This is a genomic window from Streptomyces sp. NBC_00287 (assembly GCF_036173105.1).
GTDB lineage: Bacteria > Actinomycetota > Actinomycetes > Streptomycetales > Streptomycetaceae > Streptomyces.
In genome coordinates, this window is the sequence record NZ_CP108053.1 from 6,582,188 (window position 1) to 6,604,760 (window position 22,573).

General features: G+C 70.8%; 16 protein-coding genes. 9 read left to right on the top strand and 7 right to left on the bottom strand.

All coding sequences use genetic code 11. The features are described 5' to 3' along the window. Nucleotides 1–202 precede the first annotated feature (202 nt). Nucleotides 203–1,201, bottom strand: a complete 999-nt coding sequence (locus tag OHT76_RS30180; protein WP_328874013.1) for an aldo/keto reductase — start codon at nucleotides 1,199–1,201, stop codon at nucleotides 203–205. 76 nt (nucleotides 1,202–1,277) lie between these two features. Here OHT76_RS30180 and OHT76_RS30185 point away from each other — a divergent pair, with 76 nt between their 5' ends. The 6 genes from OHT76_RS30185 (at nucleotide 1,278) to serA (ending at nucleotide 11,371) form a co-directional block, all read left to right on the top strand. Continuing rightward, on the top strand, nucleotides 1,278–2,252 hold the full coding sequence (locus tag OHT76_RS30185; protein ID WP_328874014.1) for a 2-hydroxyacid dehydrogenase: 975 nt from the start codon (nucleotides 1,278–1,280) through the stop codon (nucleotides 2,250–2,252). Between the two features lie 390 nt (nucleotides 2,253–2,642). Further along, nucleotides 2,643–5,645 carry a putative bifunctional diguanylate cyclase/phosphodiesterase gene (locus OHT76_RS30190; protein ID WP_328874015.1) on the top strand — a complete coding sequence of 1,001 codons (3,003 nt, stop codon included), beginning with the start codon at nucleotides 2,643–2,645 and terminating at the stop codon, nucleotides 5,643–5,645. 225 nt (nucleotides 5,646–5,870) lie between these two features. Continuing rightward, nucleotides 5,871–7,727: an acetolactate synthase large subunit gene (locus OHT76_RS30195; RefSeq protein ID WP_328874016.1), complete on the top strand. Its 1,857-nt coding sequence runs from the start codon at nucleotides 5,871–5,873 to the stop codon at nucleotides 7,725–7,727. Between the two features lie 21 nt (nucleotides 7,728–7,748). After that, the gene (gene ilvN / locus OHT76_RS30200) at nucleotides 7,749–8,273 is read left to right on the top strand and encodes an acetolactate synthase small subunit (protein WP_187821043.1); all 525 of its coding nucleotides are present in this window, start codon (nucleotides 7,749–7,751) and stop codon (nucleotides 8,271–8,273) included. Nucleotides 8,274–8,391: 118 nt separating this feature from the next. Further along, on the top strand, nucleotides 8,392–9,390 hold the full coding sequence (gene ilvC / locus OHT76_RS30205; RefSeq protein ID WP_328874017.1) for a ketol-acid reductoisomerase: 999 nt from the start codon (nucleotides 8,392–8,394) through the stop codon (nucleotides 9,388–9,390). 391 nt (nucleotides 9,391–9,781) lie between these two features. Continuing rightward, entirely contained in the window at nucleotides 9,782–11,371 is a 1,590-nt protein-coding gene (gene serA, locus OHT76_RS30210) for a phosphoglycerate dehydrogenase (RefSeq protein ID WP_328874018.1), read from the top strand. Nucleotides 11,372–11,381: 10 nt separating this feature from the next. Here the strand turns inward: serA and OHT76_RS30215 are convergent, their stop codons facing one another. Beyond that, complete coding sequence (locus tag OHT76_RS30215; protein ID WP_328874019.1) at nucleotides 11,382–12,920, bottom strand: MFS transporter; 1,539 nt, start codon at nucleotides 12,918–12,920, stop codon at nucleotides 11,382–11,384. A gap of 84 nt (nucleotides 12,921–13,004) precedes the next feature. Here OHT76_RS30215 and OHT76_RS30220 point away from each other — a divergent pair, with 84 nt between their 5' ends. Beyond that, nucleotides 13,005–13,589, top strand: coding sequence for a TetR/AcrR family transcriptional regulator (locus OHT76_RS30220; RefSeq protein WP_328874020.1), 585 nt, complete (start codon nucleotides 13,005–13,007; stop codon nucleotides 13,587–13,589). Here OHT76_RS30220 and OHT76_RS30225 read toward each other — a convergent pair. The 5 genes from OHT76_RS30225 to OHT76_RS30245 form a co-directional block, all read right to left on the bottom strand. Beyond that, on the bottom strand, nucleotides 13,543–14,250 hold the full coding sequence (locus OHT76_RS30225; protein ID WP_443049854.1) for an ATP-binding cassette domain-containing protein: 708 nt from the start codon (nucleotides 14,248–14,250) through the stop codon (nucleotides 13,543–13,545). The genes OHT76_RS30220 and OHT76_RS30225 overlap by 47 nt on opposite strands. Nucleotides 14,251–14,266: 16 nt before the next feature. Further along, nucleotides 14,267–15,238 carry an ABC transporter ATP-binding protein gene (locus OHT76_RS30230; RefSeq protein WP_328874022.1) on the bottom strand — a complete coding sequence of 324 codons (972 nt, stop codon included), beginning with the start codon at nucleotides 15,236–15,238 and terminating at the stop codon, nucleotides 14,267–14,269. Beyond that, entirely contained in the window at nucleotides 15,228–16,982 is a 1,755-nt protein-coding gene (locus OHT76_RS30235) for an ABC transporter permease subunit (protein ID WP_328874023.1), read from the bottom strand. Before OHT76_RS30235 ends, OHT76_RS30230 begins: the two co-directional genes overlap by 11 nt. Next, nucleotides 16,979–18,469, bottom strand: a complete 1,491-nt coding sequence (locus OHT76_RS30240; protein WP_328874024.1) for an ABC transporter substrate-binding protein — start codon at nucleotides 18,467–18,469, stop codon at nucleotides 16,979–16,981. The genes OHT76_RS30235 and OHT76_RS30240 overlap by 4 nt, the downstream gene beginning before the upstream one ends. Before the next feature lie 98 nt (nucleotides 18,470–18,567). Beyond that, a complete protein-coding gene (locus OHT76_RS30245) occupies nucleotides 18,568–19,755 on the bottom strand; it encodes a helix-turn-helix domain-containing protein (RefSeq protein WP_328874025.1) in 1,188 nt (395 codons plus the stop codon). A gap of 163 nt (nucleotides 19,756–19,918) precedes the next feature. Between OHT76_RS30245 and OHT76_RS30250 the strand changes: the two genes are divergently transcribed. Continuing rightward, nucleotides 19,919–20,845: a proline dehydrogenase family protein gene (locus tag OHT76_RS30250; RefSeq protein ID WP_328874026.1), complete on the top strand. Its 927-nt coding sequence runs from the start codon at nucleotides 19,919–19,921 to the stop codon at nucleotides 20,843–20,845. Between the two features lie 40 nt (nucleotides 20,846–20,885). Then, nucleotides 20,886–22,517, top strand: a complete 1,632-nt coding sequence (gene pruA / locus OHT76_RS30255; protein WP_328874027.1) for an L-glutamate gamma-semialdehyde dehydrogenase — start codon at nucleotides 20,886–20,888, stop codon at nucleotides 22,515–22,517. The last annotated feature ends 56 nt before the right edge of the window (nucleotides 22,518–22,573 follow it).

The window sequence follows — 22,573 nt, forward strand, 5'->3', positions numbered from 1 at the left end:
GGCGGGAGGTTCTACTTGTCATACACCGCTCGCGCCTCACAGGTTCCCGATCCATGAATCTTGAACCGACGACGCGCGAATCTTGAACCGACGACGCGTGAATCTCGAACCGGCGACGCGTGAATCTTGAACCGACGACGCGTGAACCTCGAACCGGCGACGCCCGAGTCCTGAACCGGCGACGCCCGCCCACCGCACAGACTCAGTCCCAAGACCCCCGCGCCCCCGGCAGCACCCCCACCTCCGCCAGATCCTCCGCCGTCAGCCGCAGCCCCGCCGCCCCCGCGTTCTCCGTCACCCACCGTTCCCGCTTCGCCCCGGGCACCGGCACCACGTGCCGCCCCTGTGCCAGCACCCACGCCAGAGCCACCTGCGCCGGGGTGACGTCATCGCCGTGGCGGCGGGCGATGCGGCGCAGGCCCGCCACGATCGGCTGGTTGGCCGCCATCATCTCCGCCGTGAAGCGAGGGTGGCGGGCACGGACGTCGTCCGGTTCGAAGCCCTCGCCCGGGGTCAGCGTGCCGGTCAGGAAGCCGTTGCCGAGCGGCATCGCCGCCAGGAAGCCGATGCCGCGCGCCTCGCACCACGGCAGCAGTGACTCCAGTGCCTCCGGCGACCACACCGACAGCTCCGCCTGCACCGCGCTCACCGGGAAGACCTGCTGCATCCGCCGCAACTGCCGCAGGGAGGTGTCGTGCAGGCGGCTCCCGGACCGACGGCCACCGCGCGCACCCACCGCGCACATGCCCAACGCCCGTACCTTGCCCGCCTGGACGAGCTCCGCCATCGCCCCCCAGGTCTCCTCCACCGGAACCTCGGGGTCCGTGCGGTGCAGTTGGTACAGGTCGATCACATCCGTCTGCAGTCGCCGCAGCGACGCGTCGCAGGCCCGCTTCACATACCCGGGGCGGCCGTTGGCCACGATGTGCTGCTCGCCGACCAGCAGTCCGACCTTCGTCGATACGAAGGCGTCCTGCCGACGCTCCTTCAACACCCGCCCCAGCAACAGCTCGTTGGTGAACGGGCCGTACATGTCGGCCGTGTCCAGCAGCGTCGAGCCCAGATCGAGCGCCCGGTGCACGGCCCGCAGCGACTCGTCACCGCGCTGCCGCGATCCGCTGTACGCCCAGCTCATCGGCATGCACCCGAGTCCGACAGCCCCCACCGCGAGCGCCGCCGCGCCGATCGTCCTGCGCTCCACCTGCTCGTGACCCTCCCTCTTCCGCCACCCCAACCTAACCTCTGCCGTCGGCGAGCCCTGACATAGCCTCCAGAGCATGACTCCTGACGTGTGGCTTCCCATCCCGCCGGAAGAGATCGAGGGGCTCCCCGAGGGGCCGGACTACCGCTTCTGGAACGGCGGCGAGGACTATCCCGCCGACCCCGCCGCGTGCGCGTTCTATGTCGTCCCCTACATGCAGGCGCCGGAGCTCGGTCAGCGCCCGCTGCCCCGGATGAGCTCCGTCCAGGTCGTCCAGACGCTGTCGGCCGGCACCGATCACGTCGAGCCCGGTCTGAAGCATCTGCGGCCCGGCGTAAAACTCTGCAACGCGCGCGGGGTGCACGAAGCGAGCACCGCCGAGCTCACGCTCACGCTGATCCTGGCCTCGCTGCGCGGCATCCCCGATTTCGTGCGCGCCCAGGACAAGGGGGAGTGGCGCGGTGGGTTCCGGCCCGCGCTGGCCGACAAGACCGTCCTCATCGTGGGATACGGCTCGATCGGCGCCGCCATCGAGGACCGGCTCGCGCCGTTCGAACTTGCGCGGGTGGCGCGCGTCGCGCGCTCCGAGCGCACCACGGCGCGCGGGCCCGTGCATCCACTCACCCAACTTCCCGCCCTGCTCCCCGAGGCGGATGTCGTCGTGCTGTCCACACCGCTCACCGAGACCACCCGCCACCTGGTCGACGCCGACTTCCTGGCCCGGATGAAGGACGGCGCGCTGCTGGTGAACGTCGCTCGCGGCGGCGTCGTCGACACCAAGGCCCTGCTCGCCGAACTGGAGAGCGGCCGCATCACCGCGGCCCTCGACGTCACCGACCCCGAACCGCTGCCCCCGGGCCACCCCTTGTGGCAGGCGCCCGGCGTCCTCATCAGCCCGCATGTGGGCGGACCGACATCCGCCTTCCTGCCCCGCGCCAAGCGGCTGCTGGTGGACCAGTTGAGCCGTTTCGTGAACCGGGAGCCGCTGCGCAACGTGATCCTTACGACGGGCGCTTCCACCGGCCCGTCGACCAACGCAACAGCCACGTAATCCGGTTCGGGTACCCTCCGCAATCCTTCGGACGCGGTCCGTGCCCGCATCCCCGCTGGTCGTCACGGAGCGTAGAGAACCTATGTCCCTGAGTGACGAGACTGGTGTATCGTCCCGACAGGGGCTGCGCCGCGCACCGTTCGGCGCCGGGGATGGACATTTCAGACTGTGAGGGGGGCGACGGGCGATGCACGGCCTATGGACCAACGATCCGACGCGGCGGGGCCGCCGGCGGCGACCCTGGCGCACGACCGCGCGCAGACGGGGCCACCACGGCAATCACGGCGGACACCACAGCCACCAGCGCAGGCACAGCAGCCGCAGGAGGCATGCGCACCCAGCGCACCGGGACCCGCGGGATCCGGGAGCGGCGCGGACCGGGAGGGACCGGTGAGCTCGCCGCCGCCTCCCACGACCACCCTCAACGGAGTGTTGCGGGCCCGTCCTTCGTCGGGGGCGCTGCCCCGGCCGCCGTCCCGCGGCGCCGGGTCCGGCATGGTCCCCCAACTCGTCCTGGCCCTGGTCTGCGCGGGATACGCCGTCGGTTCCGCGCTCGGCTGGGGTTCGGCCGAACTCGCACTGATCATGGGGGACTTCGGTCTGAGCGCCGCCGCGGGCGCCGCAGCCGTGTCCTGCTTCATCTACGCTCGCAGCCGCCGTATCCGCTTCCGCCCGGCCTGGCTGCTGTTCGCCCTCTCCTCGGTGATGGCGGCCCTCGGGAACCTGGTCTGGGGGTGGTACGAGGTCGTACTCGGGCGTCCCGTGCCCAGCCCCAGCTACGCGGACGGGTTCTTCCTCTGCTTCGCCCCGCCCGCCATCGTGGGGCTGCTGGTGCTCGCCAAGCGTCCGGTGACCAAGGCCGGCTGGGTCTGTCTCGGTCTGGACGCCTGGCTGATCGGCGGCTCCCTGCTCACCCTGTCGTGGAGCCTTGCCCTCGCGCAGACCGCGGCGGAGTCCGAGGCGACGAGCGTGGCGCACACCGCGCTGTCGCTGGCCTATCCGTTGCTGGACATCGCCCTGGTCAGCATGGTGCTCGCGCTGCACTTCCGGCGCTCGTCGGTGAACCGCACCGCGGTCAACACCGCGATCGGGGCACTCGCCCTGACCGTGATGTGCGACGCCCTGTTCACCTCGCCGCTGATGCACAACAACTACCGTTCCGGCCAACTCCTCGACGCGGGCTGGTTCGCCGGCTCGCTGCTGCTCGCCTACGCCCCGTGGGCCGCCCCGCGGGGCGGCGACGCGGAGCGTCAGGAGAGCGAGGGGTACACGCGCGTGGTGCACGAGCACCTGCCGGGCCAGCGCGGCGGCAGCCACCATCACATGCCCGCGCAGGGAGGTGATCACAGCCGGTTCCCGGCGGCCCGGCCGATCGCCGGTTCCCTGGCCGCCCTCACGCCCTATCTCGCGGCCGCGGTCTGCACCTTGGGGATTCTCTACAACGTCCTCAACGGCCGCAGCGTCGACCGTGTCGTGCTCATCACCGGCGGCACCGTGGTGCTCGCCCTCGTGGTGCGCCAGGGCATCATGCTGCTCGACAACATCACCCTCACCCAGGAACTGGCGCAGAAGGAGAACCACTTCCGCTCTCTGGTGCAGGGCTCCAGCGACGTCATCATGATCGCCGCACCGAACGGCATCCTCCGCTACGTCTCCCCGGCCGCGGCCGGCGTCTACGGCCGCTCCGCGGAGGAGTTGGTGGGTACCGAACTGGCCAATCTCATCCACCCGGAGGACCTGGGCTGCGTGGTGCACGAGGTGCGCCGCTTCCTCGCCGCCAGCCCACTCGAGGAACCCACTACGCGCATCGAGTGCCGTTTCCGGTCCGGTGACGGCGGCTGGCTCAACGTCGAGTCCACCGTCAACCGCCACCACGGCGGCCTCATCTTCAACAGCCGGGACGTGACCGAAAGAGTGCGCCTGCAGGCGCAGCTCCAGCACAACGCCGAGCACGACCCGCTCACCGACCTGCCCAACCGCGCCCTGTTCACCAAGCGCGTGCAGCAGGCCCTGTCCGGCCGCCGCGCCTCCGACCGCGGCGCCGCCCTGCGCGGCACCGCCGTCCTCTTCATCGACCTGGACGGCTTCAAGGCCGTCAACGACACGATCGGCCACCAGGCAGGAGACGAACTGCTCGTCCAGGCCGCCCGCAGACTCCAGGAGGCGGTCCGGCACGGAGACACCGCCTCCCGACTCGGCGGCGACGAGTTCGCCGCGCTCATCGTCGGAGACGGCACCCGCGACCGGTCCGCCCGCGAACGGCACATCCTGGAGCTCGCCGACCGCCTCAGGGTCACGCTGTCGCAGCCGTACGTCATCGACGGCAACGATGTCCGGGTCGCCGCCTCCATCGGCGTCGCGTTCGCCGAGCCCGGCCTCGGCGCGGGCGAGCTGCTGCGCAACGCCGACCTGGCGATGTACCGGGCCAAGGCGTCCGGCAAGGGCCGGGTCGAGCTGTACAAGCCGCAGATGCAGCAGGACGTCGTACGCAAGGCCGAGCTGGCCACGCGACTGCGGGCCGCACTGCACGACGGCGAGTTCGCGCTGCTGCATCAGCCGGTGGTGTGTCTGGAGGACGGCCGGATCACCTCGGTCGCCGCCCAGGCGCGCTGGCGGTCCTCGCAAGGGGTGCTGTTCACGCCCGCCGAGTTCCTGCGGGTCTCCGAGGACAGCGACAAGACCGCCGAGCTGGGCCGCTGGATGCTTCAGGAGGCCGTGGAGCAGGCCGCCGAGCGCACCGCCACCGGGCTTTCGGTGCCGGTGAGCGTGCGGATGAGCGCGCGCCGGCTGCTGGACCGCTCGATGCCGCTCGACTCGATCGAGGCCCTGCTCACCCGGCACGGACTGCCGTCGGGCGCGTTGGTGATCGAGCTGTCCGACACCGACGTACGGGTCTCGCTGGACGAGCTGGAGCGTCGGCTCGGCGCGCTGCGCAGGATGGGTGTCCGGATCGCGCTGGACGGCTTCGGCAGCGGCAGCGCGACGATCACCGCGCTGCGCAGACTCCCTGTCGATGTCCTCAAACTGGACCGCGGTCTGGTCGAGGGCGTCGTCGAGTCCGCGCGGCTGCACAAGATCACCAGCGGGCTGCTGCGGATCGCCACCGACCTCGGGCTCCAGTCCGTGGCCGACGGCGTCGATCTGCCCGAGCAGGTGGTGGCGCTGCGCGCGATGGGCTGCACCCATGGCCAGGGCATGGCGTTCTCCGGGCCACTGGACGAGTACCGGCTGCGCAGAGCGCTCGGATCCGGCCACTATCCGGTCCCGCACGGGCCGGTCGAGCCAGCGTTCGCGGGTGGTGGTTCGGCGGTGTACACCGGAGGTGTGCCCGCTGTTCTCGGAGGCGGCAGTGCCCTTCGCTCACATAATGAGACGCCCGTCCCACCACCTTGACATGCGGTGCGTGCCGGGGGGAGGGTCAGTGCCATGCGCACCCGAATTCTCGTACTTGGAAAGCGCGTCGGCTGACGCTGAGCCCTTGACCGCTCAGCGACCCACTCCCGGCGCGCTCCCCTCGCTTGCCTTACGGCACGAGGGGTTTTTTGTTGCACAGGCACCTGCCGAGCAGCAGTCGTACACCGCACAAACTTCGCAAAAACCCTCAGCATCGAGAAGAGAATGCCGATGACCGAGCAGGCCACCGGGGCCCATCATCCGCAGCCGCGGCCCCGTTCCGGAGGACAGCAGTCCGCGCCCGAGCACGTCACGGGTGCGCAGTCCCTCATCCGCTCTCTCGAGGAGGTCGGGGCCGACACCGTATTCGGCATTCCCGGCGGTGCGATCCTCCCGGCGTACGACCCGCTGATGGACTCCACCAAGGTCCGCCACGTCCTCGTGAGGCACGAGCAGGGCGCGGGCCACGCCGCCACCGGTTACGCGCAGGCCACCGGCAAGGTCGGCGTCTGTATGGCGACTTCCGGCCCCGGCGCCACCAACCTGGTGACCCCGATCGCCGACGCGCACATGGACTCCGTGCCGATGGTCGCGATCACCGGGCAGGTCGCCTCCAAGGCGATCGGCACCGACGCCTTCCAGGAGGCGGACATCGTCGGCATCACCATGCCGATCACCAAGCACAACTTCCTGGTGACCAAGGCCGAGGACATCCCGCGGGTGATCGCGCAGGCGTTCCACATCGCCGCCACCGGCCGCCCGGGCCCGGTCCTGGTCGACATCGCCAAGGACGCCCTCCAGGCGCAGACCACCTTCTCCTGGCCGCCCACCATGGACCTGCCCGGCTACCGCCCGGTGACCAAGCCGCACGCCAAGCAGATCCGCGAGGCCGCCAAGCTGATCACCGCCGCCAAGCGGCCGATCCTCTACGTCGGCGGCGGCGTCCTCAAGGCGCAGGCCACGACCGAGCTGAAGGTCCTCGCCGAGCTGACCGGCGCGCCCGTCACCACCACCCTGATGGCGCTCGGCGCGTTCCCCGACAGCCACCCCCAGCACCTGGGCATGCCCGGTATGCACGGCTCGGTGGCCGCGGTCACCGGACTGCAGAAGGCCGACCTGATCGTCGCCCTCGGCGCCCGCTTCGACGACCGCGTCACCGGCAAGCTGGACAGCTTCGCCCCGTACGCCAAGATCGTGCACGCGGACATCGACCCGGCCGAGATCGGCAAGAACCGCGCCGCGGACGTGCCGATCGTGGGCGACGCCCGTGAGGTCATCGCCGATCTGATCCAGGCGGTGCAGAAGGAGCACAGCGAGGGCCACCGGGGCGACTACGAGGCCTGGTGGAAGGACCTCAGCCGCTGGCGCGACAGCTACCCGCTCGGCTACGACCAGCCCGAGGACGGCTCCCTGTCCCCGCAGCAGGTCATCCAGCGCATCGGCCAACTCGCCCCCGAGGGCACGATCTTCGCGGCGGGCGTCGGCCAGCACCAGATGTGGGCCGCGCACTTCGTCCAGTACGAGAAGCCCGCGACCTGGCTCAACTCCGGCGGCGCCGGGACCATGGGCTACGCGGTCCCGGCCGCGATGGGCGCCAAGGCCGGAGCCCCGGACCAGACCGTCTGGGCGATCGACGGCGACGGCTGCTTCCAGATGACCAATCAGGAGCTCACCACCTGCGCCCTGAACAACATCCCGATCAAGGTCGCCATCATCAACAACGGCGCCCTCGGGATGGTCCGCCAGTGGCAGACCCTCTTCTACAACCAGCGCTACTCCAACACCGTGCTGCACAGCGGCCCGGAGGCGGACGGCAAGCAGCCGAGCGCGGGCACCCGCGTCCCCGACTTCGTCAAGCTGTCGGAGGCCATGGGCTGTTACGCGATCCGCTGCGAGGACCCGGCCGACCTCGACAAGGTGATCGAGGAGGCGAACTCGATCAACGACCGCCCGGTCGTCGTCGACTTCATCGTCCACGAGGACGCGATGGTGTGGCCGATGGTCGCCGCCGGCACCTCCAACGACGAGATCATGGCCGCCCGGGACGTCCGCCCCGACTTCGGCGACAACGAAGACGACTGAGCGAGAGAGACGTAAAAGATCATGTCCAAGCACACGCTCTCCGTCCTGGTGGAGAACACGCCCGGCATCCTGGCCCGGATCGCCGCCCTGTTCTCCCGCCGCGGCTTCAACATCGACTCGCTCGCGGTCGGCGTCACCGAGCACCCCGACATCTCCCGCATCACCATCGTGGTGGGCGTCGAGGACCTGCCGCTCGAGCAGGTGACCAAGCAGCTCAACAAGCTCGTCAACGTGCTGAAGATCGTCGAGCTGGAGCCCGGTTCGGCCGTTCAGCGCGAACTCGTTCTGGTGAAGGTGCGCGCCGACAACGAGACGCGCTCCCAGATCGTCGAGATCGTCCAGCTGTTCCGCGCCAAGACCGTCGACGTCTCCCCGGAGGCCGTCACCATCGAGGCCACCGGCAGCAGCGAGAAGCTGTCCGCCATGCTCAAGATGCTGGAGCCGTACGGCATCAAGGAGCTCGTCCAGTCCGGCACGATCGCGATCGGCCGCGGTGCGCGTTCGATCACGGACCGGTCGCTGCGCGCCCTCGACCGGTCGGCGTAACGACGGATCCGGGCGGCCGGGGAACACCGGCCGCCCGTATACCGAGACCCCCGAACTTCCCTTCCGCCCGCCGTCATACGGTGGGACGCAACACCTGCACACAAGGAGAGAACCCAAAGTGGCCGAGCTGTTCTACGACGCCGACGCCGACCTGTCCATCATCCAGGGCCGCAAGGTCGCGGTCATCGGTTACGGCAGCCAGGGCCACGCCCACGCGCTGTCGCTCCGTGACTCGGGTGTCGACGTGCGCGTCGGTCTGCACGAGGGCTCCAAGTCCAAGGCCAAGGCCGAGGAGCAGGGCCTGCGCGTGGTGACGCCGTCCGAGGCCGCCGCCGAGGCCGACGTCATCATGATCCTGGTCCCGGACCCGATCCAGGCCCAGGTCTACGAGGAGTCCATCAAGGACAACCTCAAGGACGGCGACGCGCTGTTCTTCGGCCACGGCTTCAACATCCGCTTCGGCTTCATCAAGCCCCCGGCCGGCGTCGACGTCTGCATGGTCGCCCCCAAGGGCCCGGGCCACCTCGTGCGTCGCCAGTACGAAGAGGGCCGCGGCGTCCCCTGCATCGCGGCCGTGGAGCAGGACGCGACCGGCAACGGCTTCGCGCTCGCCCTGTCGTACGCCAAGGGCATCGGCGGCACCCGCGCCGGCGTCATCAAGACGACCTTCACCGAGGAGACCGAGACCGACCTGTTCGGTGAGCAGGCCGTCCTCTGCGGTGGCACCGCCGCCCTGGTCAAGGCCGGCTTCGAGACGCTGACCGAGGCCGGCTACCAGCCGGAGATCGCGTACTTCGAGTGCCTGCACGAGCTGAAGCTGATCGTGGACCTCATGTACGAGGGCGGCCTGGAGAAGATGCGCTGGTCGATCTCCGAGACCGCCGAGTGGGGCGACTACGTCACCGGCCCGCGGATCATCACCGACGCCACCAAGGCCGAGATGAAGAAGGTCCTCGCCGAGATCCAGGACGGCACCTTCGCCCAGGCCTGGATGGACGAGTACCACGGCGGTCTGAAGAAGTACAACGAGTACAAGACCGCGGACTCCGAGCACCTGCTGGAGACCACCGGCAAGGAGCTGCGCAAGCTCATGAGCTGGGTGAACGAGGAGGCGTAAGCCTCATGGCGCAGGGCCGGAGCAGCTGCTTCGGCCCTGTTGTCCACCTCGTCCAGCCACGGACGAGTGATCCTTCCGCAGAGGCGTAAGACGCCCTCAGCCGCAGCACTACACTGCTGCACAACATACGCGTCAGGCCCACAGCGTCGTGCGTCTTCCACGCGGCTAAGCGACACCGAGGAATGTGAGGCACACCCCCACGCCGCCCGGCACGCACTCTCGCCGCACCGGCCAAAGGCCCTAGTAGCTCCGCTACGAGGACCTTCGTCCGGCACACCGAGAGCACGCACCGAACGACGCGGGAGCGCACCCCACATTCCCCGGCGCCGCTCCCCCTCCACCGCCTGCGGCCGTCGGGACGGCCGTCCGCATTGGACTTGTGAGGACTCACGTGAGCTCGAAACCCGTCGTACTCATCGCTGAAGAGCTGTCGCCCGCGACCGTGGACGCGCTTGGCCCGGACTTCGAGATCCGCCACTGCAACGGCGCCGACCGGGCGGAGCTGCTCCCGGCCATCGCCGACGTGGACGCGATCCTGATCCGCTCGGCCACCAAGGTCGACGCCGAGGCGATTGCCGCCGCGCGCAAGCTGAAGGTCGTCGCACGAGCCGGCGTCGGCCTGGACAACGTCGACGTCTCCGCCGCCACCAAGGCCGGCGTGATGGTCGTCAACGCCCCGACCTCCAACATCGTGACCGCCGCCGAGCTGGCCTGCGGTCTGCTGCTGGCCACCGCGCGTCACATTCCGCAGGCCAACACCGCCCTGAAGAACGGCGAGTGGAAGCGCAGCAAGTACACGGGTGTCGAGCTGGCGGAGAAGACCCTCGGCGTCGTCGGCCTCGGCCGCATCGGCGCGCTGGTCGCCCAGCGCATGTCGGCCTTCGGTATGAAGGTCGTCGCCTACGACCCCTATGTGCAGCCCGCGCGGGCCGCGCAGATGGGCGTGAAGGTCCTCTCCCTCGACGAGCTGCTCGAGGTCGCCGACTTCATCACCGTCCACCTGCCGAAGACCCCCGAGACCCTCGGTCTCATCGGCGACGAGGCGCTGCACAAGGTCAAGCCGAGCGTGCGCATCGTCAACGCCGCGCGCGGCGGGATCGTCGACGAGGCGGCGCTGTTCTCGGCGCTGAAGGAGGGCCGGGTCGCCGGCGCCGGCCTCGACGTGTACGCGAAGGAGCCCTGCACGGACTCCCCGCTCTTCGAGCTCGACCAGGTCGTGTGCACCCCGCACCTCGGCGCCTCCACCGACGAGGCGCAGGAGAAGGCCGGTATCGCCGTCGCCCGCTCGGTGCGGCTCGCCCTCGCCGGTGAGCTGGTTCCGGACGCGGTGAACGTCCAGGGCGGCGTCATCGCCGAGGACGTCAAGCCGGGTCTGCCGCTCGCCGAGCGCCTCGGCCGGATCTTCACCGCGCTCGCCGGTGAGGTCGCGGTCCGCCTCGACGTCGAGGTGTACGGCGAGATCACCCAGCACGACGTCAAGGTGCTCGAACTCTCCGCGCTCAAGGGCGTCTTCGAGGATGTCGTCGACGAGACGGTGTCCTACGTCAACGCCCCGCTGTTCGCCCAGGAGCGCGGCGTCGAGGTCCGGCTGACCACCAGCTCGGAGTCGGCCGACCACCGCAATGTCGTCACCGTGCGCGGCACGCTCGGCAGCGGCGAGGAGGTCGCGGTCTCCGGCACGCTGGCCGGCCCGAAGCACCTCCAGAAGATCGTCGCGGTCGGTGACTACGACGTCGACCTCGCGCTCGCCGACCACATGGTCGTCCTGCGCTACGAAGACCGTCCGGGTGTCGTCGGCACCGTGGGCCGGGTCTTCGGCGAGGCGGGCATCAACATCGCCGGCATGCAGGTGTCCCGCGCGGTCGCCGGCGGCGAGGCGCTGGCCGTGCTGACGGTCGACGACACGGTGCCCGCCGGGGTGCTGGCCGAGGTCGCCGAGGAGATCGGCGCGACGTCGGCCCGTGCGGTGAACCTGGCCTGAGGTTGCCACGTCAGACGCCGGACGCGCTGAGCTTGCTCGGCTCGTCCGGCGTTTCGCATGCCGGCTGCCGTACCTCGACCCGCCTCAGGGCGACCGCCGCCAGCACCGCCGCCCCCATGAGCAGCACCGCCCCCGCGATCGCCGCCCCCTGCATCCCGCTGGTGAACGCCTCCCGCGCGGCCGTGGCGAGGCCCGGCACCTGATCGGCGACCGCCAGTGCTCCGCCCAGCGTCTCGTGGGCCGCGTCCGGGGCCGAGGCCGGGATCTCGTGGCGGTAGACCGCCGTACCGATCGAGCCGAGCACCGCCATGCCCAGGGCGCCGCCGAACTCCGCGCCGGTCTCCATCAGGGAGGACGCGGAGCCCGCCCGCTCCACGGGGGCGGTGCCCATCGCCAGGTCCATGATCTGGGACATCACCACGACGCCGCCGACAGCGAGCACCGCGCATGCGGACAGCACCAGCCACAGCGAGTCCGTACCGGCGAGGGACAGCAGTCCGAAGCCCGCGGCGGCGATCACAAAGCCCCCGGTGACGACATGGCCGCGGTCGGCGCCCTTCTGCACCAGCTGCGCAGCGAGCGGTGCCGCCGCCCCGATCGGCACCGACGGCAGCAGCGCCCACAGGGCCGCCTCCAGCGCGCTCTTGTCGAGCACCGACTGCAGGTACTGCGTGGTGAAGTACGCCGAGCCGATGATGCCGAACGCCGAGACGAGGTTCAGGGCGACCGAGGGGGCGAAGCCCCGTCCGCGGAAGAGGGCCGGGGAGATCATGGGCGCGGCGGCCGTGCGCTGGCGGTGGACGAAGAGGGCCGCGAAGAGCAGGCCGACGGTGATCGAGACGACGTAGCGGACGTTCCAGCCCTCGGAGGGGATCTCCTTGAGGCCGTAGATCACGGGGAGCACGGCCGCCAGCGACAGCGGGACGCTCAGCCAGTCGAAGCGGTCGGGGGAGGGGTTCTTCGACTCCGGGAGCAGCAGCGGGCCGAGGATCAGCAGCAGCGCCATCGCGGGCAGGTTGACCAGGAAGACCGAGCCCCACCAGAAGTACTCCACGAGCACCCCGCTCATCACCGAACCGAGCGCGATCCCGGCCGTCATCACGCCGGACCACAGGCCGATCGCCTTCGCGCGCTGGCCGGGGTCGGTGAACATCGTGCGGAGCATGGCCATCGTCGACGGCATGAGGGTCGCGCCGCCGATGCCGAGCACCGCGCGGGCCACGATCAGCATCTCCGCGCTGTTGGCGTACGCCGCCGCCAGTGAGGCGGCGCCGAAGGCGGCGGCGCCGATCAGCAGGAGCCGGCGGTGGCCGATGCGGTCGCCGAGCGAGCCCATCGTCATCAGCAGGCCGGCCAGGACGAAGGCGTAGATGTCGAAGATCCACAGCTGCTGGGTGCCGCTCGGCTCCAGGTCGGCGCTGATCGCGGGGATGGCGAAGTAGAGGACCGAGACGTCCATCGAGACCAGCAGCAGCGGCAGCATCAGCACGCCGAGGGCGGTCCATTCCCGGCGCCCGGCACGGGAGTTGGTGATCGGGTTCGTTGTCATGCCGGTGAATGTACAGGCGTCTTAAACGTCTGTCTATGACGACTGTATAGGACGGCTGTATGGATCCGGGGTAGTGTGAGCGTCATGGGACACCGTGAGGATCTGCTCGAAGGCGCCAAGCGCTGCCTGCTGGCGAAGGGATTCGTGCGCACGACCGCGCGCGACATCGTCAAGGAGTCGGGGACGAATCTGGCGTCGATCGGCTATCACTACGGCTCGAAGGACGCGCTGCTGGCGGAGGCCTATCTGGCGCTGGTCGGTGAGCTCTCCGACGCCTTCGACGGGCAGGGTGTCGGCGGCATCGAGGCCGAGCCCGGTTCGATGGAGCGGTTCCGGGAGGTGTGGTCGAACATCATCGGCACCATGCAGGGGCCCGGTTCGATGTGGCGCCTCAGTATCGAGATCGTGGCCATGGGCGACCAGTTGCCCGCTGTGCGCGACCATCTGGCGCAGCAGCAGCGGGATGCCGAGCGTGCTCTCGTCTCGCTGTTCATGGGGGTGCCGGAGGAGGGCGTCCCGGACAAGACCCTGGACACCCTCGGCCGGTTCTACACGACGCTGATGACCGGCCTCATCGCCCAGTGGAACTTCGACCCCGAGCACGCGGCCGACGCCGACGCGCTCACCGAGGGGATGCTTCAGGTGATCGAGGCCGCCACTCGGAAGTGACCCGCCCGTCCCGCATCTCCACCACCCGGTCCGCGACATGCCGTACGACGGCCCGGTCGTGGCAGATGAACAGATAGCCGAGGCCGAGGTCGTCCTGGAGGTCGGCGAGCAGGTTCAGCACACCGGCACGGACCGACGGGTCGAGCGCGGAGACCGGTTCGTCGAGGACGAGCAGACGGGGCTCCGAGGCCAACGCGCGGGCGATTCCCGCGCGTTGGCACTGACCGCCGGAGAGCTCGTGCGGAAAGCGGTCGCCGTACGACGGGTCCAGACCGACCCGGTCGAGGAGTTCGGCGACCCGGACCGGACCGTCGGCGGCCGTCCAGCGGCCCTGCACCTTCAGCGGTTCCGCCACGGCGTCGCGGATACGGTGGCGGGGGCTGAGCGAGCCGTACGGGTCCTGGAAGACGGGCTGCATACGCGGCCGGAGCGGGCGCAGCTCGCTTTCGGTGATGGTCGTCAACTCCCGGTCCTCGAAGCGGACTTCACCGCCGGCCGGGCGGCGCAGCTGGAGGACCGCCAGGGCCGTGGACGACTTGCCGCAGCCGGAGGGGCCGTTCAGGGCGAGGGTCTCTCCGGCCCGCAGGGAGAAGGAGACGTGCTCCACGGCCGTCACGGAGCCGTAGCGGACGACGAGGTCGCGGACGTCAAGAAGAGGCACGTCAGGACGGGGCACGTCAGGAAGGGACATGCTGCGTCTCCCGGAACAACTCGACGGCGGGATGCGGTACTTCGGCGCTGCGATGGCAGGCGACCAGCCGGTCCTCCAGTGGCTGCGGCTCCGGCTCCTCGTGGTGGCAGAGGTCCGTCGCGAGCGGGCAGCGCGGGGAGAAGGCGCAGCCGGGCGGGAGCGCGCCGGGCGCGGGCGGGGTGCCGTCGAGGGAGGGGAGACGGTGGCCGGGGGGTGTGTTGCCGGGGAGGGAGGCCAGCAGGCCCGCGGTGTAGGGGGCCCGGGGTCGGCCCAGCACCTTGTCGGCCGGGCCGAGTTCGGTGAGCCGTCCGGCGTACATGACCAGCACCCGGTCCGCTTGCTGTCGTACGACGTCCATGTCGTGCGTGACGAGCACGAGCGCCGCGCCGACGGCCTCGCAGCGCTCGGCGAGCACCCGCAGCACCTGGTCACGGTGGTCCTCGTCGAGGGCGGTGGTGGGCTCGTCGGCCACGACCACGTCCGGTTCGTTGATGGTCGCCATCGCGATGACCGCCCGCTGCCGCATGCCGCCGGAGTACTCGTGCGGATACGCGCGGGCCTTGCGCTCGGCGTCCGGGATGCCGACGCGGTCGAGTGCCACGACCGCCCGGGCCCGGGCCTCCTTGCGGGAGACGCGGGCCACCGACCGTACGGCCGCGGCGAGTTGGTCGCCGACGGGGTGCACCGGGGACAGCGCGGACAGTGCGTCCTGCGGGACGAGGGAGATACGGCGACCCCGGTGGGCCGCGAGGTCGGGCCGGATCGTCCCGCCGGTCGTCGCATCCTGGGGCAGCATGCCCAGCAGCGCCCGGGCCGAGAGGGACTTGCCCGCGCCCGACTCGCCGACGACGGCGAGCACTTCGCCCGCGCGGACGTCGAACGACAGCCCACGGACGGCCTCCACCCCGTCGAAGGCGATCCGCAGATCGCGCACCGACAGCAGCACGTCAGACTCCAACGGGTGCCTCCTTCTTCTTCGCGCCACGAGGGGCTCGCCGGCCTTGCGCATACGCCGCCGTCGACACCGCGAGACCGGCCAGCAGGGCCAGCGCCACGGCCGGGGCGAGGGCGGCCCACGGGGCGCGTTCCACGTAGGCGCGGGACTCGTCGAGGAGCAGACCCCACTCGGGGGCGGGCGGCTGTGCGCCGAGGCCGAGGAAGCCGAGGGAGGCCAGGGCCAGGGCGATGCCGGGCAGCCGCAGCAGGGCGTGCCGGGCGACGGGCGCGGCCACCGACGGCAGCACGTGCCGGGTCAGGATCCACGACGGAGAGGCGCCGATGGCCCGTTGGGCGGTCAGGAACGCCGACGCGCGCACCTCCTGGACCAGCGCCGCCGCGTGCGCGGCCAGCGGCGGCCAGGAGATCAGCGCCACGGCGAGAGCCGCGCCGTCGGCGCCCGGGCCCGCGGTGGCGGCCACCAGGATGCCGACGATCACCGGCGGCAGCGCGTTGGCGATGTCGGACGCGCCTGCCGCGACGCCGGGCAGGAAGCCCAGCGCGAGTCCCACCAGGAGACTGAGCAGGCATACGGCGGCCGCCGTGCCGACCGTGGAGGCGGCGCCGTGACCGAGCCGGGCCAGCACGTCCCGGCCCAGGCCGTCCGTGCCGAGCGGGTGCGCCCAGGACGGGGCGGACAGGCGGGCGGTGGTGTTCACGGCGTACGGGTCGCGCAGCAGGCCCCAGCCGATGGTCACGGCGAGGACGGTGAACAGGGTCAACGGGACCGCCGCAGGTGTGCGGACCGGTCGGGTCGGAGGCAGGGCGAGGCCCGCGTCCCGCAGGGCGGGGCCCAGCAGACGACGCCGGAGCAGCGCGGCCAGCGCGCCGGTGACCAGGCCGAGGACCAGCAGGGCGAGAACCGAGGCCTGCAGCAGCGGCAGGTCCTGCGACTTGGCCGCGCCGAGGGCCGTACGCCCGATGCCGGGCACCGCGAACACGGTCTCCACGGCGACCGTGCCGCCGGTCAGACCGACGGCAGCCATACCGAACTGCGGGACCAGCGGCGGCAGTACGCGCTTCAGGGCCGCCCCCGCGATCAGGCTCCGGCTCACTCCGGCGCCCCGCCACAGCTCCACCCACCGCTCGTCGAGCACGGCGGGAAGCGCGTCGGCGACCAGCCGGCCGAGCAGACCGCCCGCCGGCACACCGAGGGCGAGCGCGGGCAGCACCATGTACTCGGGCCCGGCCCAGCCGGAGGTGGGCAGCCAGCCCAGCCACACCCCGCACACCAGCAGCGCGACGGTGGCCAGCAGGAATTCGGGTACGGCGGCCAGCATCGCGGCGTACGTCCCGGCCGTGCCCCGGCCCCGCACCAGGACCGGCGCCACCAGCGCGACGCCGACCAGCGCCGCCACGACGAGTGCCGCGCCCATCAGGCCCAGCGACACCTGGAGTCCGGCCGTCACCGACGGCAGTACGTCCGTGCCCGACACCCAGGAGGTGCCGAAGTCCCCGCGCAGCAGGTCGGAGGCCCAGTTCCCCAGCAAGGACAGGGGACCGGCGTCCAGGCCGAGGTCCCGCCGTACGGCGTCCAGGGCCTCCTCGGTCGGCTCCTGCTCGGCCGAGCGGGCACGCAGGACCGACAGCGCCGGGTCCTTGCCGGAGAGCCAGGGCAGCAGGCCCACGGCGGTCAGGACGGCGAGCAGACAGGCGAGACGGGTCAGCCCGGCCGGGCCGACCCCTCGTTTGATCCCCAGTTTCACTTGATGTACGTGTCCGCCGTGACCAGCTCCCGCTCGCGCGGGTCGTGCGCGGCGCCGACGACACCGGCGGCGTCGCCCTGGATGACCCGCTCGTGCAGCATCGGGATCGCGGCGTCCGTGGCGAGGACGGCGGCCTCGGCCTCGATGATCGCCTTGCGGCGGGCCTCGCCGGTCGCGGTCTCGCCGGCCTTCACCAGTGCCTTGTCCACAGTGGGGTCGGCGAGCTGGGGGAGGTTGAAGGAACCGTCCGAGGCGAAGTCGCTGTAGAGGTAGGCGGCCGGGTCGCCGGAGTCGAGGACGGTCGCGCGGGACAGGATGAACGCGTCGAACTTGCCCGCGAGCGCGTCGGACTCGATGTTGGCGTACTCGCGGACGTCCAGCTTCACCTTGAACCCGGCCTTCTGCAGCTGCTGCTGGAGGGCGGCGGCGACCTCGGGGAGTTCGGCGCGGTCGGTGAAGGTGCCGATGGTGACGGTCTGGCCGTCCGCCTTCTTCGCCGCCGCCCGCTTCCCGTCCGTGCGCAGATCGGCGGCCCACGGCAGCGCCGGACCGAGCAGCCCCTCGGCGAGGTCGGCGCGACCCTCGTACACGCCCTTCACGATCGACTCGGCGTCGATGGCCTCACGGACGCCGGCGCGCAGGCCCGCGTCCTTGAAGACGCCGTTCTCGGTGTTGAGGTACAGGGTGTTGGTGCGCGGCATGGGGACCTCGGTGATCAGGTCCTCGTCGACCAGCGCGGCCTGCGATACCGGGATGGCCTCGACGATGTCGGCCTCGCCGCTGCGGAGCGCCGCGGCGCGGGCGGTGCCGTCGGGCACGAACTTCACGTCGATTCCGGGGGCCTTGGCCTTGGAGCCCCAGTAGTCGTCGTAGCGGTCGAGGCTTGCGGAGGTGGTGCCGTTGACCTTCGTCAGCTCGAAGGGGCCGGTGCCGGCGCCGATGGGGTTCACCGTCTTCCCCTGGTACGCCTTCGCGGCCAGGATCGACAGCTGAGGGGAGCTCAGGCGCTGCGGAACCAGGGGGTCCTCGGTAGCGGTGGTGACGGTGACGGTGTCCGCGTCCGTGGCCTTCGCGGTCAGCTCGACGCCGTCGAGGATGCGCGGCTTGGGGGAGGCACCGGCGGCCACGGTGAGGGAGTTGACGACGGCCTTCGCGTCCAGCTGCGTGCCGTCGTGGAAGGTCACGCCGCCACGCATCTCGAAGGTCCAGGTCTTGCCGGACTGCTTCCACTCGGTGGCGAGCGCGGGCTCGGCGTCACCCTCCTTGTCCAGCTTCACCAGGGTCTCGGCGGCGGACCAGCGCGACAGCTTGAAGGCGTCATCGGTGAGTGGGGACAGGGCCGATCGGGGCGGCTGCATATGCGCGACCCGGATGCGCTTGCCCTCGGCGGACGCCTCGGAGGAGTCCGAGGATGCGAAGCAGCCGGTGAGCAGGGCGGAGGCCGCGGAGACCGCGGTGAGGGACAACAAGCGGGCGGGGACGCGCACGGCACACTCCGGGTAAATGCAAGGGAAAAGGTTGAGCGTGCGACGACCGTAGCATGATGACAATCATTTTCAGAAGCGTGGTTCGTTGTGCGGAACGGCTACAGCCGCGCCCCCTTCAGCGCCATGTGCAGCAGCAGCCGGTCCTCGCCGTCGTCCAGGTCGAGACCCGTCAACTGCTCGACGCGGGACAGGCGGTAGTAGAGGGTCTGCCGGTGGATGCCGAGCTCGGCGGCCGTCCGCGCCGCCTGTCCGGCACAGTCGAGATAGACCTCGGCGGTGCGGGCGAGTTCACGGTGAGCGGGGGAGAGGAGCGGGGTCACCGCCGGATCGTGCGCCGTCTCCGGGGGCAGCGCGGTCAGCAGGCGGTACGGGCCGATGCGGGCCCACTCCGCGACAGGCCCGAGTCGCGGCTCGGCCAGCACCGCACGCGCCGCGGCCGACGCCTCCCGCCAGGCCGCCCCCAACTCCACGAGCCCGGCCCGCGCGGCCGCGATACCCGCGCCCCCGCGTCCACCCGCCCGCTCCAGCAGCCGTCCGGCCGCGGAAGTCGCCGGAGTCAGCACCTCCGGGGACCGCAGCCGGATCAGCAACGCCAGCGAGTGGGCCGTCGTCCCCCACGGCACCGTGCACAACGCCGTCGCACCCGGCACCGTACGCACCGACGGGGCGTCGTCCGGGTCGGCCGACGGCCAGGGGGCGACGCAGACGACCGTATGAAGGGAGTCGGCGCGGGCGCCGAGGGCGGTGCGGAGTTCGGCGACGGCCATGTCGCGCTGCCAGTCGCGCTCGGCGGTGAGGACGGCCCGCAGCTCCCGGGTGAGGTCGGCGCCGTGCTGGGCCTCGTCGGCGAGCAGGTTGCCGATGCGGACGGTGACGTCCATCGCGGCGGCCAGTTGGCGGTCGGTGGGGCCCGGATCGTCGTCCAGGAGCCAGACGTAACCGAGGACGACGCCCCGATGGCGTACCGGCAGACAGATCCGGCCGCGATAGACGCCGGCCTCCGGGGTGGGCGGGATCCGGACGGGGGCGCTGGCGCGGGTGATGCCGAAGCCCTCGAACCAGGCGCGGACGGCGGCCGTGGAGCGGCGGGTCAGGATCGAGCGGGTGCGCACGGGATCCAGCGCGGAGGCGTCCAGCTCGCCCTCGCTGTCGTACGCGCCGAAGGCGATCAGCTCGAAGTCGCGGTTCTCCAGGGTCGCGGGGGCGCCGAGCAGTGCCGAAATCTCGTCGACCAGCTCCTGGTAGTCACCCTTGAATTCCGACGTCACTCGGGCATTCTCCCGCATTTTCCGGGGTCCCTCATACATCTGTATGAGATCTGCGGCACGGATGCGTGACAGCTGTCGATGGCCGACGATCGGAGGGATCCTTAGGTTTCACGGTGGTTCTCCGTGCTGTACCCCAAGCGTTGGGTTACGGCCTGTTTCTGATGGTTTGTGGAGGTGCCCCGTGCTGGGTCCCGTGATTCTCGCCGCGTCGCGCAGCGACCGGATGCGACGTCTGGTCTCGGCGGCCCCGGTCACCAAGCAGGTCGTCGACCGCTTCATCCCCGGCGAGACCGTGGACGAGATCGTCCCGATCATCGAGGACCTCACGGCCAAGGGCCTGGAGCTGACCATGGACGTGGTCGGCGAGGACATCACCAACCCCGAGCAGGCCGAGGCCGCCCGCGACGCCTATCTGGAGCTGATCGACCGGCTCAAGGGCCTGGACCTCGGGACGCGGGCCGAGGTGTCCGTGAAGCTGTCGATGTTCGGCCAGGCGCTGCCCGGCGGCCACGAGCTCGCGCTCGCGAACGTCCGCCCGGTCGTCGAGGCCGCCGCCGCCATCGGCACCACGGTCACCCTCGACGCGGAGGACCACACCACCCTCGACTCGATGTTCGCCATCCACGAGGAGCTGCGGAAGGACTTCCCGCAGACCGGCTGCGTCATCCAGGCCTACCTGTTCCGCACCGAGGCCGACGCCCGCCGCCTCGCCGCGAACGGCAGCCGGGTCCGGATCGTCAAGGGCGCCTACAAGGAGCCCGCCGAGGTCGCGTACCAGGACAAGGCCGAGATCGACAAGGCGTACGTCCGCATCACGCGCATCCTGATGGAGGGCTCCGGGTACCCGATGATCGGGTCCCACGACCCGCGTCTGATCTCCATCGCCCAGGAGCTGGCCCACCGCGCCGGGCGCAAGCCGGCCGAGTACGAGTTCCAGATGCTGTACGGCATCCGCAGCGAGGAGCACCTGCGCCTGGCCGCCGAGGGCCACCGCATGCGCGTCTACACGGCGTACGGCACCGACTGGTACGGCTACTTCATGCGCCGCCTGGCGGAGAAGCCGGCGAACCTGCGCTTCTTCGTCCGCTCGATGATCACCAAGGGCTGAGCCCGAAACACCCGCTCAAGTACAAGGAGTTACGGATCTTATGGACGCTGTGACCCAGGTCCCCACCCCCGTCAACGAGCCGGTGCACGGCTATGCCCCCGGCTCGCCCGAGCGCGCTCGGCTCGAGGCCAAGCTCAAGGAGCTGGCCGACAACCCGATCGACCTGCCGATGACCATCGGCGGCGAGAAGCGGATGGGCGGCGGCGAGCGCATCGACGTCGTGCAGCCGCACAACCACAAGGCCCGCCTCGGCACCTACGGCACCGCCACCCAGCAGGACGCCCAGGACGCCGTCGACGCCGCCCTCGCCGCCGCCCCGGCCTGGCGCGCGATGTCCTTCGACGACCGCGCCGCGATCATCCTGCGCGCAGCCGAACTGCTGGCGGGCCCCTGGCGCGAGACGCTGGCCGCGTCCACCATGCTCGGCCAGTCCAAGACCGCCCAGCAGGCCGAGATCGACTGCCCCTGCGAGCTCGTCGACTTCTGGCGCTTCAACGTCAAGTACGCCCGTGACCTGCTCGCCGAGCAGCCCCCGGCCAACTCCCCGGGCGTGTGGAACCGTCTCGACCACCGCCCGCTGGAGGGCTTCGTCTACGCGATCACGCCGTTCAACTTCACGGCCATCGCGGGCAACCTCCCGACCGCTCCGGCCCTGATGGGCAACGTCGTCGTGTGGAAGCCGTCCCCGACGCAGACCCACGCCGCCGTGCTGCTGATGCAGCTGCTGGAGGAGGCAGGCCTGCCCAAGGGCGTCATCAACCTCGTCACCGGTGACGGCATCGAGGTCTCCAAGGTCGCCCTCGAGCACCGCGACCTCGCCGGCATCCACTTCACCGGCTCGACCAAGACCTTCCAGTACCTGTGGAAGACGGTCGGCAACAACATCGAGAAGTACCGCTCCTACCCGCGCATCGTCGGCGAGACCGGCGGCAAGGACTTCGTCGTCGCCCACCCGAGCGCCGACAAGGCGGTCCTGAAGACGGCCCTGACCCGCGGTGCCTTCGAGTACCAGGGCCAGAAGTGCTCGGCGACCTCCCGGGCGTACATCCCGGCGTCGATCTGGAACTCCGGCTTCAAGGAGGAGTTCGCGGCCGAGGTCGACTACCTCACCATGGGTGACGTCACCGACCTGTCGAACTTCGTCGGCGCGGTCATCGACGAGCGTGCCTTCGCCAAGAACAAGGCCGCGATCGACCGGGCCAAGTCGGACCCGACCTGCACCGTCGTCGCGGGCGGCTCCTACGACGACTCGGTGGGCTACTTCGTGCGCCCGACGGTCGTCGAGTGCACGGACCCGGCCAACGAGGTCTTCACCACCGAGTACTTCGGCCCGTTCCTCGCCGTGCACGTCTACGAGGACGACCGGTACGAGGAGATGCTGACCCAGATGGAGTCGGTGTCCGACTACGCCCTGACCGGCTCGGTCATCTCGGGCGACCGCGCGGCGGCGGCGTACACGATGGACAAGCTGCGCTACGCGGCCGGCAACTTCTACATCAACGACAAGTCGACCGGCGCCGTCGTCGGCCAGCAGCCCTTCGGCGGCGGCCGCGCCTCCGGCACCAACGACAAGGCCGGCGCCCCGCAGAACCTGATGCGCTGGACCCTGACCCGCGCCATCAAGGAGACGCTGGTCGCACCGACCGACTACACCTACCCGCACATGGGCTGATCCCCAACGAGCGGTGACGGGCCGGGTCCTACGGGACCCGGCCCGTTCGCGTCTGT